Source organism: Pantoea sp. X-Soil-YNGN-785 (genome assembly GCF_059730585.1).
This window is the reverse complement of sequence record NZ_AP035942.1, coordinates 3,953,427-3,972,036: the sequence shown is the minus strand read 5'-3', so window position 1 is coordinate 3,972,036 and position 18,610 is coordinate 3,953,427. Positions and strand designations below refer to the sequence as shown.

General features: G+C 56.8%; 16 protein-coding genes. 8 read left to right on the top strand and 8 right to left on the bottom strand.

Features of this window, described 5'->3' with window-relative positions; all coding sequences use genetic code 11:
* Positions 1 to 108: 108 nt before the first annotated feature.
* The 5 genes from mioC to ravA all read right to left on the bottom strand — a co-directional run bounded on the left by mioC (position 109) and on the right by ravA (position 6,433).
* Positions 109 to 549: an FMN-binding protein MioC gene (mioC, locus tag AC6I8E_RS18530; RefSeq protein ID WP_497824301.1), complete on the bottom strand. Its 441-nt coding sequence runs from the start codon at positions 547 to 549 to the stop codon at positions 109 to 111.
* 154 nt (positions 550 to 703) lie between these two features.
* Positions 704 to 1,165, bottom strand: a complete 462-nt coding sequence (asnC, locus tag AC6I8E_RS18525) for a transcriptional regulator AsnC (protein WP_013359557.1) — start codon at positions 1,163 to 1,165, stop codon at positions 704 to 706.
* Between the two features lie 104 nt (positions 1,166 to 1,269).
* Positions 1,270 to 3,408, bottom strand: coding sequence for a 5-histidylcysteine sulfoxide synthase (gene ovoA / locus AC6I8E_RS18520; protein WP_497824300.1), 2,139 nt, complete (start codon positions 3,406 to 3,408; stop codon positions 1,270 to 1,272).
* A 71-nt stretch (positions 3,409 to 3,479) separates the two neighbouring features.
* Complete coding sequence (gene viaA, locus AC6I8E_RS18515) at positions 3,480 to 4,940, bottom strand: ATPase RavA stimulator ViaA (protein WP_033784340.1); 1,461 nt, start codon at positions 4,938 to 4,940, stop codon at positions 3,480 to 3,482.
* Complete coding sequence (ravA, locus tag AC6I8E_RS18510) at positions 4,937 to 6,433, bottom strand: ATPase RavA (RefSeq protein WP_195857543.1); 1,497 nt, start codon at positions 6,431 to 6,433, stop codon at positions 4,937 to 4,939. Before ravA ends, viaA begins: the two co-directional genes overlap by 4 nt.
* Positions 6,434 to 6,723: 290 nt before the next feature.
* On the opposite strand from ravA, the gene kup reads away from it, so the two are divergent.
* Positions 6,724 to 8,592, top strand: a complete 1,869-nt coding sequence (kup, locus tag AC6I8E_RS18505) for a low affinity potassium transporter Kup (protein ID WP_013359553.1) — start codon at positions 6,724 to 6,726, stop codon at positions 8,590 to 8,592.
* Positions 8,593 to 8,607: 15 nt separating this feature from the next.
* On the opposite strand, the gene qseC is transcribed toward kup, so the two are convergent.
* Both qseC and qseB read right to left on the bottom strand, forming a co-directional pair.
* Positions 8,608 to 9,963, bottom strand: a complete 1,356-nt coding sequence (qseC, locus tag AC6I8E_RS18500; RefSeq protein ID WP_497824299.1) for a quorum sensing histidine kinase QseC — start codon at positions 9,961 to 9,963, stop codon at positions 8,608 to 8,610.
* A complete protein-coding gene (qseB, locus tag AC6I8E_RS18495; RefSeq protein WP_497824298.1) occupies positions 9,951 to 10,622 on the bottom strand; it encodes a quorum sensing response regulator transcription factor QseB in 672 nt (223 codons plus the stop codon). Before qseB ends, qseC begins: the two co-directional genes overlap by 13 nt.
* A 162-nt stretch (positions 10,623 to 10,784) precedes the next feature.
* Between qseB and AC6I8E_RS18490 the strand changes: the two genes are divergently transcribed.
* From AC6I8E_RS18490 to rbsR, 7 genes are all read left to right on the top strand, one after another.
* Complete coding sequence (locus tag AC6I8E_RS18490; protein WP_033784337.1) at positions 10,785 to 11,192, top strand: YgiW/YdeI family stress tolerance OB fold protein; 408 nt, start codon at positions 10,785 to 10,787, stop codon at positions 11,190 to 11,192.
* Positions 11,193 to 11,374: 182 nt separating this feature from the next.
* Positions 11,375 to 11,794: a D-ribose pyranase gene (gene rbsD / locus AC6I8E_RS18485; protein WP_033784336.1), complete on the top strand. Its 420-nt coding sequence runs from the start codon at positions 11,375 to 11,377 to the stop codon at positions 11,792 to 11,794.
* Between the two features lie 7 nt (positions 11,795 to 11,801).
* Entirely contained in the window at positions 11,802 to 13,310 is a 1,509-nt protein-coding gene (gene rbsA / locus AC6I8E_RS18480) for a ribose ABC transporter ATP-binding protein RbsA (RefSeq protein ID WP_013359548.1), read from the top strand.
* The gene (rbsC, locus tag AC6I8E_RS18475) at positions 13,307 to 14,278 is read left to right on the top strand and encodes a ribose ABC transporter permease (protein WP_013359547.1); all 972 of its coding nucleotides are present in this window, start codon (positions 13,307 to 13,309) and stop codon (positions 14,276 to 14,278) included. The genes rbsA and rbsC overlap by 4 nt, the downstream gene beginning before the upstream one ends.
* 25 nt (positions 14,279 to 14,303) lie before the next feature.
* On the top strand, positions 14,304 to 15,179 hold the full coding sequence (gene rbsB, locus AC6I8E_RS18470; protein WP_033784335.1) for a ribose ABC transporter substrate-binding protein RbsB: 876 nt from the start codon (positions 14,304 to 14,306) through the stop codon (positions 15,177 to 15,179).
* 62 nt (positions 15,180 to 15,241) lie between these two features.
* A complete protein-coding gene (gene rbsK, locus AC6I8E_RS18465; RefSeq protein ID WP_497824297.1) occupies positions 15,242 to 16,171 on the top strand; it encodes a ribokinase in 930 nt (309 codons plus the stop codon).
* A 13-nt stretch (positions 16,172 to 16,184) separates the two neighbouring features.
* A complete protein-coding gene (gene rbsR, locus AC6I8E_RS18460) occupies positions 16,185 to 17,168 on the top strand; it encodes a ribose operon transcriptional repressor RbsR (protein ID WP_497824296.1) in 984 nt (327 codons plus the stop codon).
* Here the strand turns inward: rbsR and mdtD are convergent.
* Entirely contained in the window at positions 17,165 to 18,565 is a 1,401-nt protein-coding gene (mdtD, locus tag AC6I8E_RS18455; protein WP_013359543.1) for a multidrug transporter subunit MdtD, read from the bottom strand. The genes rbsR and mdtD overlap by 4 nt on opposite strands.
* Positions 18,566 to 18,610: the final 45 nt, after the last annotated feature.

Sequence of the window (18,610 nt, the reverse complement as noted above, 5' to 3'; positions counted from 1 at the left end):
TTATACGCAGTAAAAGAGGGTAGTTATCCACAAAATAAACGAGAGGAAAAGGATAAAATCAGCATCTTCCACTGGGGATCGTGACTATTTCGCGATCCCCAGCCCCATTCAGATCGCCTTTTTCCAGCTTTCCAGCCAGGCTTCCGCCGGATCTTCAGGGATCTCATGCTCCAGCACGTCAATCTCAAGACGATCGCCGATCTGCCGGGCCCCCTGAGCAATTAACAGCGCTTCTATCTGGCGAATCGCGCCACAAAAGAGATCATATTCATGATTGCCGAGTCCAATCGCACCAAACCGGACCTGAGAGAGATCGGCCTGGCTTTCCGTGATGGCTTCGAACAGCGGCAGCAGGTTGTCAGGAATATCGCCGGCACCATGAGTTGAGCAGACCACCAGCCAGATACCCTCCTGCGGCACCTCATCCAGCTCCGGGCCATGCAGCATCTGCGTTGAGAAGCCCGCTTCCTGTAATTTTTCTTCCAGATGTTCAGCCACATACTCTGCGCTACCCAAGGTACTGCCACTGATTAAGGTAATATCGGCCATCTTGCTCTCCCGGAGATTAAGGCGAGCATTGTACGCTGTGATCAAGCAGTGATCCACCTGTGGACAACAGGGTTAATAGATCAGAAGAAGCGAACGCAGCCGTTGTCAGCCGCTACATTCGTCAGGGATAAGATTATGCACAAGGCGGGATGGATCAGGGCTTGATGGTACGCATGATCGGGTTTTGCAGCGAGATCAGGGTTTCTGTCGACTGAATTTCATCGATGGTCTGGATCTTGTTGATCAGCACCTGTTGCAGAGCGTCGATTGACCGGCACATCACTTTAATAAAGATGCTGTAGTGGCCGGTGGTGTACCAGGCCTCAACCACTTCATCCAGCGCCTCCAGTTTGCTCAGCGCCGCCGGATAGTCTCGTGCGCTCTTGAGGATGATGCCGATAAAACAGCAGACATCAAACCCCAGTTGACGCGGATCGATATCAACCCGGGTGCCCAGGATAATGCCCGCCTGCTTCATCTTTTCCACCCGCACATGAATGGTGCCGGGGCTGACATTAAACTGTTTTGCCAGCTCGGCGTAAGCGGTGCGCGCATTATCCAGCAGGGCATTCAGAATGCCGCGATCCAGGTTATCGAGCTGCAGATGTTCGGCCATGGCCATCCTCGTTATTGGTCTGCTTTAAGTAAACAAGGGTGAATGTGCAGCAAAATAGCGGTTCAGGCAACTACCGGCAGCGACGGGCGCCGCTGCCGGTTCACTTAGCGTTTGCGCCAGACGGTGACCTGCGCCAGCGTGTGCTGGAATTTGCGGGCCGTTTCGCGGATTACAAAGGGTTTATCCTGCGGTTCACCGACCAGTTCGAAGTCGGCTGCCAGCAGACGCTGCAGTGCTTGCAGCGTCGTCAGCGCCTCACCATTTTCACGCACGCCGCCCAGCCAGTTCTCCTTCGGCGTGAAATCCTCCAGCCAGGTATAAGGCGATGAGAGCAGCAGGATGCCGCCCTGACGCAGCATCGGCGTGACATCCCGCAGGAAACGAGCAGGCTGGCGCAGGCGGTCGATCAGGTTGGAGGCGAGCACCAGATCGTAACGACCCGGCTGCGGCTTCAGGTTACAGGCGTCGCCCTGAACAAACTGAATCCGCTGTGCCAGTTCACTCTCCAGCGCAAAATCTTTCAGGCGAACCTGCCGATACTCCACCAGATCGCCTTCCTGAGGCAGCAGATAGCGGAAGTCTTCGCCGCTGGCCAGCTGCAGCGCCACGTCGATGAAGCGTGCCGAGTAGTCCATTCCGGTAACGCGCTCAAAGTGGCGAGCCAGTTCGAAACTGGCGCGTCCGGTGGCACAGCCGATATCCAGGGCATCACCACGGGCTGAGGTGTAATTCAGCGCCAGCTTCACCAGGCTCTCGGCATAGTTATCCACGCCGAAATAGCGCGGGCCATACTGGAAGTCGAGGTACTGCGACACCATCGCGTCGGATTCATACGGGTTCAGCGCCATGGTTTCCTGATGGCTGGACACCACGTATCGGAAACCGGCGTGCTGGAAGAAGTGGCGGCGGAACGCATAGCGTGCCGATTTCAGCGCCTCATTGCCGGTCGAGATCCAGCTGCCGCCTTTGATCAGGGAATGTTTGCCATCGAAGGTTGGGGTAGAGAAATCATCGTAAAGCGGGTGGACTTTGAAGCCTTCAAAGCCATTGGTCGGCGTGGTCGTCCATTGCCAGACGTTACCGACGATATCGAAGAACGCGCCCTGAGCGAAGAGATCCACCGGCGATGAGGACGCCCAGTACGCCAGGTTAATGTTGCCCGGTGCCCGTTCCCAGTCCGGCTGATCGCCCGCGACCTGTTCGCGCAGCTGAGCCCACTCCGCTTCACAGGGGAGCTGAACGCTCATACCGGTCTGTTCCGCTTTCCAGCGGCAGAAAGCCGCCGCTTCCAGCTGATTGACCTCGGCAGGCCAGTCCCACGGCATCGCCACTTCTTCACACATCAGACGCAGTTTAAGCTGATCGGGCATCGCAGGCGTGCCGACCCAGAAAGTGGGCATCTCTGCTTTGGCAAACTGACACCAGCCCCAGCCTTCATCATCCCACCAGCGGGCATCCTGATAACCGCCCGCATCAACGAACGCCATGAATTCCGCATTGCTGACCAGCATTTTGCTCGCCTGGAACGGCTGCAGCGTAACCTGCTGGCGGCCATATTCATTATCCCAGCCGTAGGTATCGTCGGTTTTACCCAGCGTGACGGTGCCGCCTGGCATCGGCAGCAGGGCATTGGCCGGAACAGCTTCACGCTGATGGCGCGCCATCGGACAGACCGGCCACGCGGCCTGCGGTCTGACCCACTCAACCGGTAACTGGCGGATCAGCACGCTGGAGGTTTCCAGATGAATACGCTCATGCTCAATCCCCATCAGGATCACCCAGGCCGGGCTCTCCCAGCTGATCGGCAGCGTGAGCGGTAGGGTCTGGATCAGATCGCTGACCAGCGCTTTAACGCGTCCGCGGTATTCACGGACTTCATCAATGGTGGGCCAGTCATAGTGACTGTCGTTGAGATCATCCCAGCTCATCTCATCCACACCAATCGCCATCATCGCTTCGATACGATCGTCCAGACGCGCATCAATGAGGCGTCCGGCCATCAGCTTATTAATGTAGAAGGTGGCGGTGTGACCAAAATAGAAGATTAATGGATGGCGCAGCGGAATGGCTTTGGTAAACCAGGCCTGTGAATCGGCCAGACAGGTGAACAGACTTTCATACTGTTCCCAGGTCTGATGAAAATAGGCCAGCAATTCGGCACGTTTTTGTTCTATGTTCTGGCCGGAGAGCATTAACGTCCGCGTCGGTGCAGGCAGATCGCGATGGGGTTGAGCAAGCGTCACAGGAAGCTCCAGATTGCTGAGTAAGTGAAACGGTAATTCACTATAGCAAATAAGCATTTCTGCAAGATGACTTAACGGCGCCAGTGGCGCAGCAGGCGGCTTTTCATGCCGGTGTCGAAGCGCCAGATATGGTCGAAGATGCGCAGAATACCTGGTTTCCCGTGGGCCGACATTGCCACGGCGTGAAAACGTTGCTGATTATGTCGCTGGCGCTTTTTGATCGCCCCGATGACCTCTTCCGGCAGACGCTGGGCAATAAAATCGGAAACGATCACCGCATCGGCTTCCTCCCACAGGGCGCCTTCCATTCGGGTGACAACCGAAGAGAGACAGGCGGCCAGATCGGTGCCGCCACGGAAACGCTGGCTCAGAAAGCGAATCGCCTGCTCCAGTCCGTCCTCACCGGTCAGCTCATAGCCAATCACCTCATGCGCAAACAGCATGATGTAGCAGCGACGGCGATCGGCCAGCGCGACCTTCAGCAGTGCCAGACAAAAGGCTTTAGCGCAACGCTCATTAAAGCCACCCATCGAACCGGAGGTATCCACGCAGACGATAAACGGCCCGCGCGGCTGCTCTTCATGCTGCTGGTGGCTGGCCGGACGCATCGTCACCTTTTCATGCCAGGCATCGCCCTGCAACTTATAGGTCAGCAGCCGTTTCTCGACCAGCCGCCGGTAAAATTCCAGCTCCAGTTCGCTGATGCTCAGCGCGGCTAACTCCGGCGGTAACAGTCGCAGCACGTCATCGCTCTGATGAATGCCGCTGACCTCTTCCGGCACGGATGCAGGCTCCTGCACCAGATGATGAAAAGCTTCCATCGGGGCATCCTGTGACGGCACCGATTTTGCCTCGCGGCTGCGACCCAACTGCTGGGCCAGCTTCAGCAGCTCCGGTTGCTGCGCCAGAAAGTCGCCATATTGCAGCATCAGCTGATAATCGCCGGGCTGCAGTGACGCTTTGCTCATGTCCCACAGCCGGCCAGCGGCGGCTTCATCATCGTCACTGAGAATCGGAGCCAGCTGACCGCTCAGTGCCATGCGCTGCTGCAGTTCCGCCAGCAGGCGTTCGCGCTGCTGCTCCAGCAAATCCTGATTCAGCGTCAGAGTCTGTAAGGTCAGGCTCAGCCGCCAGCGCTGTAAAAAAAGCTGGTGCTGCGCGCTGCTGAGATGGCCGATATCGGTGTGTTGCAGCAGCCGGTTAGCTTCATCAAGAAAAGGAGACGGCAGGCTTTGAAGCGCCTCAAGTGTGGCAGTCAGCTGCTGGCTGAATTCACGATCGCTGAGGAGCTGGATGCGCTGGAACAGCTGAAACTCTTCGGCCAGCGTGGCCGGAACCGGCGTGTCTTTGAGTTCAGCACTAATCTCCGCTCGCCAGCGTGGCACATCGCGCAGCAGCGCTTTTTTCAGTCCGGGGAATTTTTCAAAAAACAGCGCCAGCTGTGGGGACGCCAGCAGGGCAATAATCAGCTCTTCAATCAGTTCGGTCTCACCCACTGAGAGCAGCGTGCTCAGCGTCTCGACTGAGATCATTTACGCGCCTGTTTCAGCTGTTCTGCCACATCCTGCAGGCTGGTTTCGACCCGCGCCAGCCAGTCATCACTGATAAACAGGCAGCGCTGATGCTGGCTGAACAGATGACGCTGCGACCGCAGCTCACTTTCCAGCGCATCCAGTGCTTCGGTGATTTCACCGGGCAACGGCTCGCTGTTGCTGACGCCTGGCAGCATCAGACGTGACGATTGCAGGCTCACATCACGGATAGCCAGGCAGTGCTGCGCATCCACCTGTAAATCCAGGCTTTGTGCAAAGCCAATCCCATTGAGCTTGCCGCGAACCTCACCACCTTTCTGCAGCCACTGATTCAGGGCATCACGCGCAATCATAATATGGCTTACCTGCATGTCGTGCAGCATCAGCGGCTTTTGCAGCATCAGCGTCAGTTGCTCATCGGTAAAGCTTTCCGGCAGATCGTAATGGGGCTTGCGGCTGAACATGCCGCTGTGTCTTTCCAGAGTGATCGCCTGCGCGATGCTCTGCTGCTGTTGCAGAGCCAGACGACGCGCTTTGATCTGCTGCAGTTTCAGCAGCATTGGCTGCTGCTGCCAGGCGTGCTGCGTCATCAGCTGATCGATTTCTCGCTCCAGCAGCTGCATGGAGGCGACATCGTGCCAGAGGCAATCTTTCAGCAGGATCAGGTCTATCGGGGCAATGGTATTGCGACCGCTGTAGAAGGCGCTGGCCTGCAGCAGATGGATGGCTTTTTTCCAGCGACGATCGGAAATGTAAGGTGCGGCAGGCTGGCTCTCCAGTTGCTGACGCAGCTGATAAATCAGCTCAAAGACGGCATCGGGCAGGCTGACCTGGCTGATGCCGAGCTGCCACTGCGCATACTCTTCATCACTGATGCGCAGGGATTCCGCGACCGGATTGGTGTGCTCATCCTGCTGGTGGGTCAGCATGCTGCGAAAGTTCTGCTTCTCATGCACGTTATCCAGCCACAGGCGGATCAGCATTCGATCATAGAGCGCCTCAAGGCCGCTATCCGCTTCCGGTAGTTCGTTGGAGGCGGTGACCAGCAGCCGCATCGGGATGGTCTCTTCGCTGTCACCATTGCGGAAGCGGCGTTCATTGATAGCGGTCAGCAGGGTATTCAGAATCGCCGGGCCGGCTTTCCAGATCTCATCCAGAAAAACAATCTCGGCGTCGGGCAGATAGCCTTTAGTGAGACGCTGGTAGCGTCCTTCGTCTTTCAGTGCCTGAATGGAGAGCGGGCCAAACACCTCTTCCGGCGTGGAGAAACGGGTCATCAGATATTCAAAGGCGCGGGCGTGCTGAAAGGCATATTTAAGGCGGCGGGCAATCAGGCTCTTGGCGATGCCCGGCGGTCCCAGCAGAAACACGCTTTCACCGCTCAGCGCGGCCAGCAGGCAAAGGCGAATGGCATGGTGCCGTTCATATAATCCTTTTTCTAACGCATTGCTAAGGCGAGAAATTCTTTCTGCCAAAAGATGGGGTTGAGCCATAATCACATCAATGTCCTTACGATCGTCGGGCCGCCGCGCTTAAGCAAGCGCCTTACTCTATAGATCATCATGCGTGAAAGCGTTGATAGCTGTCAGCTTTTTTGTTTCAGAAGGTTTGCCTGTTTTAAAGTGGTGCCGGATGACAATTTATCGTCTGAAATGACCCCGTTACCCTGACCGCGAGGCGAAGCGGGTATAGGAATTTTCGTTAAACCGTGCATACTGTGCGCTTTTTGATGGCCTGAGCGAGGGGTTTTTGTACCTCTTAGACTCCAACAAAAGATAACTCTATGAGCTCGGATAATAAGCAGTCACTTCGCGGATTAACGCTGGCCGCTATTGGTGTTGTTTACGGGGATATCGGCACCAGTCCGCTGTATACCTTGCGTGAATGTCTCTCCGGACAGTTTGGTTTCGGCGTTGAGCGGGAAGCGGTATTTGGCTTTCTGTCGCTGATTTTCTGGCTGCTGGTGCTGGTGGTCTCACTGAAGTACATCAGTTATGTGATGCGCGCCGACAACGCCGGGGAAGGCGGGATTCTGACCCTGATGTCGCTGGCAGGTCGCCATACCGGTGCACGCGCCACGGCGGTGCTGGTGATCATGGGCCTGATTGGTGGCAGCTTCTTCTATGGAGAGGTGGTAATCACGCCAGCCATTTCGGTGATGTCCGCCATCGAAGGCCTTGAGATTGCCGCGCCGTCGCTGGATCCCTTTATTGTGCCGATGTCGATTGCGGTGCTGACGCTGCTGTTTGCCATTCAGAAGCATGGCACCGGTATGGTGGGCAAACTCTTCGCGCCGGTAATGCTGGTCTGGTTTCTGGTGCTGGCGATCCTGGGTGTCATGGGCATCATGCGGAACCCGGACGTACTGCATGCGCTGAATCCTGCCTATGCGGTGGAATTCTTCCTGCACTATAAGTCCGTTTCGTTCTTCGCCCTCGGTGCAGTTGTACTGGCGATTACCGGGGTCGAGGCGCTTTATGCCGATATGGGTCACTTCGGTAAAGTGCCGATTCGGCTGGCCTGGTTTTCGGTGGTGCTGCCGTCGCTGGTGCTGAACTACTTTGGTCAGGGCGCGCTGTTACTCAGCGATCCTAAAGCAATTAAAAACCCCTTCTTCCTGCTGGCCCCGGACTGGGCGCTGATCCCGATGCTGATTCTGGCAACACTGGCCACCGTTATCGCTTCACAGGCGGTGATCTCCGGTGTCTTCTCGCTGACGCGTCAGGCGGTGCGACTGGGTTATCTGCCAGGGATGCGTATCATCCACACTTCTGAGCGCGAATCGGGCCAGATTTATATTCCGGTGATCAACTGGGTGCTCTACTTCGCCGTGCTGATTGTGATTATCAGCTTTGAGCATTCAAGTAATCTGGCTGCGGCCTACGGTATTGCGGTGACCGGCACCATGGTGCTGACGGCAATGCTCTCCTGCACGGTGGCGGTTAAAAACTGGCACTGGAATAAGCTGGCGGTCGCCGTCATCCTGGTGCTGATGCTCTGCATCGACGTGCCGCTGTTTACCGCCAACCTGGTAAAAATCTTCTCAGGTGGCTGGCTGCCGCTCTGTCTCGGTCTGGTGATGTTTATCATTATGACGACGTGGAAAAGCGAACGTTTCCGTCTGCTGCGCCGTATGCACGAACATGGTAACTCCCTGGAGGCGATGATCGCGTCGCTGGAGAAATCGCCACCGGTTCGCGTGCCGGGCACGGCGGTCTATATGTCGCGTGCCCTGAATGTGATTCCGTTTGCCATGCTGCACAACCTCAAGCACAACAAAGTGTTGCATGAGCGGGTCGTGCTGCTGACGTTGCGTACTGAAGATGCACCTTACGTGCACAACGTGCGTCGTGTCACCATTGAGCAGCTGTCGCCGACCTTCTGGCGGGTGGTGGCAAGCTATGGCTGGCGTGAGACGCCAAACGTTGAGGAGATTTTCCACCGTTGCGGGCTGGAAGGACTTAACTGCCGCATGATGGAGACCTCGTTCTTTATGTCGCATGAGTCGCTGATCATCGGCAAACGGCCGTGGTATCTGCGCCTGCGCGGCAAACTCTTCCTGGCGTTGCAGCGCAATGCGCTCCGTGCGCCAGACCAGTTTGAGATCCCGCCAAACCGCGTGATTGAGCTGGGCACCCAGGTCGAGATTTGATTGGCAGCGCCCGCCTTACGGGGCGGGCGCTGACCAGCGTAGCGTGACGCACAAGCCGCCGCCGGGTCGCTGGCTGAACGTAACCTGCATCCCATGCAACTGGGCAATATTACGCACTATCGATAATCCCAGCCCGCTCCCGCTCTTCTCCTGACCTGGCGGTCGCCAGAAACGCTCACCGAGCCGTTGCAGGTCGGCAGCACTCAGACCCTCACCGTTATCCTCTACCGACAGGCTGTTTGCCTGCAACCGCACATCGACTTCGCTGCCCGCAGGCGTATAGCGAATGGCGTTATCCAGCAGATTCCGCACCAGCAGTGACAGTAACAGTGGATGACCCTGAATCTGCGGATCGGCCTCCGCGTGCAGCCGCAGGGTGACGCCGGTTTTATCGGCCAGCGGCAATTGTGCGGCGATCGTCTCCTGCACCGTGCGTTTCAGCACCACCGGTTCGAAGGCGCTGCGTGCATCATCGGCTTCAACCCGCGAAAGCGTCAGCAGCTGATCCACCAGCCGCGTAGCGCGTGCAATGCCGGCATCCAGCTGTTGCAGCGCATGGGTTCGCATCACTTCGTCATCCGACGTCAGCTGGATCACTTCGCTTTGCACCTGCAGAGCGGCCAGCGGACTGCGCAGCTCATGTGCGGCATCGGAGGTAAAGCGACGTTCACGCTGCATCATGGCGCTGATGCGGCTGAACAGGCCATTGAGCGCCATCATCAGCGGCTGTACCTCTTTCGGCACGCGGTCTGCCTGCAGCGGCGTATCGTCATCAGGCGCGCGCTGTGCCAGCTGCTGCGCCAGCGTCTTCAGCGGTCGCAGTTCAGACCAGACCAGTCCGATGAGCAACAGCAGCATAAACGGCAGCGCGATCAGCCAGGGCAGCATACTGGCTTTCATCAGATCCTGTGTTATGTCGTCGCGGTATTCCAACTCCTGACCGACGACTACCCGGAACTTTTGATCCGGCGTGGTCAGCCAGACAAACCGCCAGCGATCGTCATCATTGGTGAGCTGTCCTTCATGAAATCCCTGATAGTCCGCCTCAAACGGCAGATAGCGGCCATTATCGCCATCATTCATCACCTGCCTGCCGTCACGTGTGAAGACAGCAAAGGCCAGGGCATCGTCATCCTGATCGCCACGATGGTGCCGCAGCATCGCTTTGGTTCGGGGCAATGTGGTGTTGTCCAGCGAAGAGAAATCCAGCGTCAGCAGGCGCTTGGCCAGCAGCATCTGCTGGGTATCAAACAGCTCATCAAGGGTTTCACGGGTCTGATGCCAGGCACTCAGGCTGGCACTGGCCCAGCAGAGGCCGAGCAGCAGCACGAAACCGAGGCCCAGCCGCAGAAACAGGCTCATTGATCGCATTCAGCGGCTCCCAGGGTATAACCGACGCCGTGCAGCGTGCGGATAAACGCGCTGCCCAGCTTTTTACGCAGATGATGGATATGCACTTCTACCGCGTTGCTGGAGACGTCGGCATCCCAGCTGTAGAGCTTATCTTCCAGCTGGCTGCGCGTCAGCACCCGGCCCGGGTTGCGCATAAAGAGTTCCAGCAGCGCCAGTTCACGGCTTTTCAGCTCAATCGTCTCGCCCTCGCGCATCACACTGTGACTGCCGGGGATCAGTACCACGTTACCGTGACGGAGTTCGGGCTGCAGCTGACCGTGACGGCGGCGGATTAGCGCCTGTAAGCGCGCGGCCACTTCGGTTAAGGCAAAGGGCTTGCACAGATAGTCATCGGCTCCCATCTGCAGGCCTTCAACCCGCTGATCGAGCGCATCGCGGGCAGTCAGTATCAGGACCGGCACATCATTTCCCTGCTGCCGCCACTGCCGCAGGATATCGAGTCCATCCCGCTCAGGCAGAGAAAGGTCCAGGATCACCGCATCCCAGGGCGCGGCCTCCAGCGCGTTACAGCCCGCCTCACTAGACGTAAACCAGTCAACGCTGAAGCCCAGTTTACTCAGCCCCGCTTTGATACCGTCGCCAATTAAGCGATCGTCTTCAATCAGTAAAATACGCATCACGTCTCCCTGTTCCGATAGCGTTTTATACGAAGCAACTTCCTCACTGTACAGCTGATTTCGGCGAAAATGGCTTATTTTTCACGCTTAAGAAGCTGTTAAGAACTCTGTGGTCAACTGGGCGTATTCAAACCGAAAACACCACTGAGAAAGGGGTACACCATGAAAAAGCACGCTGCAATTTTGGCCGTCGTTATGCTGGCTTCCGCCCCGGTTTTCGCTGCACAGCAGGGCGGATTTGTTGATCCCAGTGCGCCAGCCGCACAGACGCCGTCAGCATCCGGTCAGGGCGGCTTCAGTGCCGATCACACCAGTGTGGTGACCGTGAAGCAGGCTGAAGAGATGAAAGATGACAGCTGGATCACCGTACGCGGCAAGCTGGAAAAACAGATCGGCAAGGAAGATTATCTGTTCCGCGACCAGACGGGCACTATGAAAGTTGAAATCGACCACAAGCACTGGAACGGCCAGACCATCACGCCCAAAGATAACGTTGAGCTGACGGGTGAACTGGATAAAGATTTCAACAGCATTGAGATGGATGTTAAGCAGGTTAAGAAACTGCCTTAATTCCCTCCTGCCGGGCCGCATTCACGGCCCTTTTTGCGTCCCCTTCCCCGCCTTAATGCAAATTTCCTCCCGCGTGAGCGAAACGTTTCGATAGCGATCACAGATTTCTTCTTTGCCGGTTGAGTTGATGGCGGCTTTTCATACACTCCAGACAGCGAAACGTTTCGCTGTGGAGTAAAAAAATGAAAAAAGGTCGCCTGTTAAACGCTGAACTCTCACATGTGATTGCCCGCCTGGGACACACGGATACGCTGACGATTGCCGATGCTGGCTTGCCGATTCCGGCTGGACCGCAGCGCATCGACTTAGCGCTCACGCCGGGTACGCCCGATTTTATGCAGGTGGTTAATGCTGTCGCACTGGAGATGCAGGTAGAGAGCGCCCTGATCGCGGAGGAGATTAAGCAGCATAATCCGCACCTTCATAGCGCGCTTGTCGCCGTGCTCGAAGCCTTGCAACAGCACCAGGGGAATCGCATCACCATCAGCTACACCAGTCATGAACAATTCAAACAACAAACGCAGCGTAGTCAGGCGGTCATTCGGAGCGGAGAGTGCTCTCCGTTTGCGAATGTCATCCTCAGCGCCGGTGTGACCTTCTGAGGCCGCTATGCAACCTTTACTGCAACTCGACGGCATTGAAAAATCCTTTCCGGGCGTAAAAGCCCTGAAGGGGGCGTCGCTGAATGTCCGTGCAGGACGCGTGATGGCGCTGGTGGGCGAGAACGGCGCAGGCAAGTCCACCATGATGAAAGTGCTGACCGGGATCTATCAATATGATGCCGGTACGCTGCGCTGGCTCGGCAAAGAGACCCGTTTCAGTGGACCGAAAGCGTCACAGGAAGCGGGCATTGGCATCATCCATCAGGAGCTGAACCTGATCCCTCAGTTAACCGTGGCGGAGAATATTTTTCTCGGTCGCGAATATGTGGGGCGTTTTGGCCGTATCCAGTGGCCGCGTATGTATGCCGAAGCCGATGCGCTGCTCAAAAGGCTCAATCTGCGCTTCAACAGCCACAAGCTGGTGGGCGATTTGTCGATTGGCGATCAGCAGATGGTCGAAATCGCCAAAGTGCTGAGCTTTGAGTCGCAGGTCATCATCATGGATGAGCCGACCGATGCGCTGACCGATACCGAAACGCTGTCGCTGTTCCGGGTGATCAACGAACTGAAAGCGCAGGGCTGCGGCATCGTCTATATCTCGCATCGCATGAAAGAGATCTTTGAGATCTGCGATGACGTCACGGTATTCCGCGACGGTCAGTTTATTGCTGAACGTCCGGTCAGCGAGCTGACCGAAGAGAGTCTGATCGAGATGATGGTCGGACGTAAGCTGGAAGATCAATATCCGCATCTTGATCAGGCGCCAGGCGACGTGCGGCTCAAAGTGGAGAACGTCAGCGGGCCGGGCGTGGAGAACGTCAGCTTCAGTCTGCGCAAAGGCGAAATCCTTGGCATCTCGGGTCTGATGGGCGCGGGCCGCACCGAACTGATGAAGGTGCTCTACGGCGCGCTGCCGCGTCGTGAAGGTGCAATGTGGCTTAATGGACGGGAAGTGGTGACGCGTTCGCCGCAGGACGGGCTGGCTAACGGTATCGTCTACATCTCGGAAGATCGTAAGCGTGATGGTCTGGTGCTGGGCATGTCAGTGAAAGAGAACATGTCGCTGACGGCGTTAGGCTATTTCAGTCACGGCAGCGGCACGCTGAAACATGCGGCAGAGCAGCTGGCGGTAGGCGATTTTATCCGGCTGTTCAACGTGAAAACGCCTTCTATGGAGCAGCCGATTGGCCTGCTTTCAGGCGGCAACCAGCAGAAAGTGGCGATTGCCCGCGGTCTGATGACCCGCCCTAACGTGCTGATTCTGGACGAACCGACCCGCGGTGTGGATGTCGGTGCGAAGAAAGAGATCTACCAACTGATTAACCAGTTTAAAGCCGAAGGGCTGAGCATCATCCTGGTCTCCTCGGAAATGCCGGAAGTGCTGGGCATGAGCGATCGAATTCTGGTGATGCATGAAGGCCGTATCAGCGGCGAATTTACCCGTGAAGACGCCACTCAGGAAAGCCTGATGGCAGCCGCCGTAGGCAAGCAACACAGCGAGGATTTAGTGGTATGACGACCCAAACTTTACCGGCCAGCCGTCGCTGGTTTAGCAAAAGCTGGCTGCTGGAACAGAAGTCGCTGATTGCGCTGATGGTGCTGATCGCCGTGGTGGCCAGCCAGAGCCCGAACTTCTTTACCGTGGCGAACCTGTTCAACATTCTGCAGCAGACCTCGGTTAACGCCATTATGGCGGTCGGGATGACGCTGGTGATCCTGACTTCAGGTATCGACCTCTCGGTGGGATCGCTGCTGGCTCTGACGGGCGCAGTGGGTGCATCGCTGGTGGGCATGGAGGTCAATGCTCTGGTCGCGGTGGCGGCTTCGCTGGCTCTGGGTGCGGCAATCGGTGCCCTGACCGGGACTATTGTGGCGCGCGGTAAGGTGCAGGCCTTTATCGCCACGCTGGTCATGATGCTGCTGCTGCGCGGTGTGACCATGGTCTACACCGACGGCAGCCCGATTAACACCGGTTTCAGTGCCAATGCCGATCTGCTGGGCTGGTTTGGTATTGGTCGCCCGCTGGGTATCCCTGCGCCGGTCTGGCTGATGGCGCTGGTCTTTATCGCCGCCTGGTACATGCTGCAGCACACGCGTCTGGGTCGCTACATCTATGCGCTTGGCGGTAACGAAGCGGCAACGCGTCTCTCCGGCATCAATGTGAATCGCGTCAAAATCATCGTCTATTCACTGAGCGGCATGCTGGCAGCGCTGGCGGGCACCATTGAAGTGGCGCGTCTCTCATCAGCACAGCCGACAGCGGGTACCGGCTATGAGCTGGATGCAATTGCTGCGGTCGTGCTGGGCGGAACCAGCCTGGCTGGCGGTAAAGGCCGTATTTTCGGCACCCTGATTGGCGCGCTGATCCTCGGCTTCCTGAACAACGGCCTGAACCTGATGGGCGTCTCTTCGTACTACCAGATGATCGTTAAAGCGGTGGTCATCCTGCTGGCGGTGCTGGTGGATAATAAAAGCAGTAAATAACTCTGACCTTACACAGGATAATAAGATGAAAAAGTTAACCGCACTGGCCATGATCCTCGGCGCAACGCTCAGTACCAGCGCCATGGCAAAAGATACCATCGCGCTGGTGGTTTCAACCCTCAACAACCCGTTCTTTGTTTCTCTAAAAGAGGGTGCTCAGAAAGAAGCGGACAAACTGGGCTACAACCTGGTCGTGCTGGATTCACAGAACAACCCGGCTAAAGAGCTGGCGAACGTGCAGGATCTGACCGTTCGCGGTACTAAGCTGCTGCTGATCAACCCGACTGACTCTGATGCTGTGGGCAACGCCGTGAAGATGGCTAACCAGGCGAATATTCCTGTCATCACGCTGGACCGCGTTGCGGCACAGGGCACGGTGGTCAGCCACGTCGCTTCCGATAACCGTTTCGGCGGTAAAATGGCCGGTGACTTCATCGCCAAAAAAGTCGGCGAAAATGCCAAAATTATTGAGCTGCAGGGCATTGCCGGAACCTCTGCTGCCCGCGAACGTGGCGAAGGCTTCAAACAGGCCGCTGATGCGCATAAATTCCAGATCCTCGCCAGCCAGCCTGCTGACTTTGACCGCACCAAAGGTCTGAACGTCATGCAGAACCTGCTGCAGGCACACCCGGACGTTCAGGCTGTATTCGCTCAGAACGACGAAATGGCGCTGGGTGCACTGCGTGCGCTGCAGACTGCCGGAAAAACTGGTGTGATCGTGGTGGGTTTTGACGGCACTGCTGATGGCGTGAAAGCCGTAGAAGCTGGCAAACTGTCTGCCACCGTGGCACAGATGCCAGAAAAAATTGGCATGATCGGCGTGGACACCGCTGATAAAGTGCTGAAGGGTGAAAAAGTGAAGGCGATCAATCCGGTCGACCTGAAGCTGGTCACTCAATAACTCAAAGAAAAGCAGGGCACCGCGCCACCCTCCCGGTGGCGCACTTATTCCGGACTCCCCTAATGAGCAAAAACGCAAAACTGGCCGTTCTTGGCAGCATTAATGCTGACCACATCCTTAATCTGGCGCACTTCCCTCGTCCCGGTGAAACGGTGATCGGGCAGAATTATCAGGTTGCGTTTGGCGGTAAAGGCGCGAATCAGGCGGTCGCCGCGGGTCGTGCGGGTGCCGATATCGCCTTTATTGGCTGTGTGGGCGCTGACGACATTGGCGAACGTATTCGTGAGCAGCTCGCGCAGGACAATATTGATACCACGCCCGTAGAAGTGGTTGAGGGCGAGTCGACCGGTGTGGCGATGATTTTCGTCAACGGTGACGGTGAGAACAATATTGGTATCTACTCCGGAGCAAATGCGGCCTTAACACCCGATTGCGTGGCGCGTCATCAGCAGGTTATTGCCAGTGCCGATGCACTCTTAATGCAGCTGGAATCGCCGCTGGAGAGCGTGCTGGCCGCCGCGACATTTGCCCGGCAGCATCAGACGCAGGTAATTCTCAATCCGGCACCCGCTACCCCTCTCTCCGATGAGCTGCTGGCGCTGATCGACATTATTACGCCGAATGAGACCGAAGCCGAGAGTCTGACCGGCATTGCGGTTAACAACGATGAAGATGCGGCTCGCGCTGCGGCAGTGCTGCATGCGAAAGGCATCGGCACGGTACTGATTACGCTGGGTCGCCGCGGTGTCTGGCTGAGCGAGCAGGGAGACGGTCAGCGCATTGCGGGCTTCAGCGTTAAAGCTATTGATACCATCGCGGCGGGCGACACCTTTAACGGTGCCTTTATTACCGCGCGACTGGAGCAGAAGCCAATGTACGACGCGGTGCGATTTGCCCATGCCGCCGCCGCGATTGCCGTTACGCGTTCAGGTGCGCAGCCCTCCGTGCCGTGGCGCGCGGAGATTGATGATTTTTTGCAACAGCAGGGCTAAGCCTTTGAGCACCATGAAAGATGTCGCTCGGCTGGCGGGCGTCTCTACCTCCACTGTCTCGCACGTGATCAATAACAATCGCTTTGTCAGTGAAGGCGTGCGGGAAAAAGTTGAGCAGGCTATCCGCCACCTTAACTACGCCCCTTCTGCACTGGCGCGCAGTCTGAAAATCAATCAGACGCACACCATCGGTATGCTGCTGACCACCAGTAGTAACCCCTTTTATGCCGAAGTGGTGCGGGGCGTGGAAGAGAGTTGCTATCAGCGTGGCTACAGCCTGATTCTCTGCAACACGGCGGGTGATGAGGAGCGGATGAACCGCAGCCTGGAGACGCTGATGCAGAAGCGCGTCGATGGTTTACTGATCATGTGCACTGAAAGTCACCTGCCGTCGGCAGACATCCTGAATCGTTATCCCTCTATACCTGCGGTGATGATGGATTGGGCACCGTTTGAAGGTCGCGGTGACATCATTCAGGATAACGCGTTGCTGGGCGGCGAGCTGGCCACTCAGCATCTTATCGACAGCGGCTATACCCGCATCGCCTGTATCGCCGGTCCCCAGGATAAAACCCCGGCCCGTATGCGCCTGGAAGGTTATCGCAACGCCATGACTAAGAGTGGGCTGGAGATTGTGCCTGGCTATATCGTGAATGGTGACTTTGAATTTCAGGGTGGCTACAACGGGATGGTCGAGTTGCTGGCGCTGGAAACGCTGCCGGAAGCAGTATTTACCAGTAACGATGCGATGGCTGTCGGCGTTTATCACGCCCTCTATCAGGCTGGCATGCAGGTTCCGCAGCAGATGGCGGTCATGGGGTATGACGATATTGAACTGGCGCGCTATCTCACTCCGCCACTGAGTACGATTCACCAGCCCAAAGATGCGCTGGGCGAACTGGCGATAGATACCTTAATTCATCGTCTCAGCGATCCCGACGCCAGCCAGCAAACGCTGGTGCTGACGCCGGAGCTGGTGGTACGTGGCTCAGTTTAGCGTTTTTTCTTCCTGTCGCGATTCGTGATCAGATTACGGCCATCGCCATTTTTCAGCAGCAGAAAAGTCAGCGCTGAAAGCACGGTAACGACACCCATGGTCAGGAACGTGGCATGGAACTGTGAAATGGTGCTGGTTTCAAACTCCTGATAGAAGCGCAGTACCGCAGCACTGACCGCCACACCGAAACTGATCGCTAACTGCTGCGTCACGGCCAGCACGCTGTTACCCCCGCTGGCGTTATCATCATCCAGATCGGCCAGAGTAATGGTGTTCATGGCGGTGAACTGCGTAGACATCGCCATGCCGAGAATAAACAGCGGAAGCAACAGCACAAAGATGCTTTCAGCAGGCGACTGCAGAGAGAAGCTGGCGATCAGGATGCCAATAATAGCGGTGATGCCGACCAGCAGACGGCGGTAGCCCAGCCAGCGCAGCAGTTGTGTCACCGTGGACTTCGCCAGTATTGAACCAATGGCGGTAGGTGCCATCATGCAGCCTGCAATAATAGCTGAATAGCCAAAGCCAACCTGCAACATGAGCGGCATTAAAAAGGGGACGCAGCCGGTACCGAGACGTGATGCAATGTTGCCGCCAATGCCAACCGAGAAGGTCCGGGTTTTAAACATCGGCAGGTTGATGAGGGGCGACGGGTGATTTCGGGCATGCACTATATAGAGAAGTAAAAGCACGATGCCGCTGAGTAATATCCCGCCAGCCAGCCAGGCGGAAACAATCCGCTCACCGAACAGCTCAATCCCAATCGAGATCATTACCAGCCCAGCCCCGAACAGTATAAAGCCCAGAAAGTCGAAGCGGCGCTTAGGCGTGGTGAAGTCCGGCATATATTTGCGTGCGTAGATAATGCCGAGAATACCTATCGGGATATTAATCAGGAAGATCCAGTGCCACGTCGCATAGGTGACCAGCACACCGCCCAGCATCGGGCCCAGTATCGGGCCAACCAATCCTGGCATGGTGACGAAATTGAGCACCGGCAGCAGTTCACTGCGCGGATAGGCGCGTAGCAGTGCAAGTCGTGCGACCGGCATCATCATTGCGCCACCCACGCCCTGCACGATTCGCGATATAACCAGCACCGAAAGCGTCGGTGAGAGCGCACACGCCAGCGAGCCGAGGGTGAACAGCGAAACCGCAATGATAAATACCTTACGCGTGCCGAAGCGATCGGCGAGCCAGCCGCTGACCGGAATCAGCATCGCGACAGTGAGGGTGTAACTGATGACGGCGGATTGCATGGCCAGGGGAGAACGGTCGAGGCTGGTGGCGATAGCGGGCAGGGCAGTATTCAGTATAGTGGCGTCGAGTGACTGCATGAAAAAGGCCATAGCCGCTATCCATGGCAAACCTGCCATGCTGCGCGAGGATTTTATCATTGAGTGTCCTTCCTGGGGTTATCCTGCGAGAAGAAGCAAAATAAT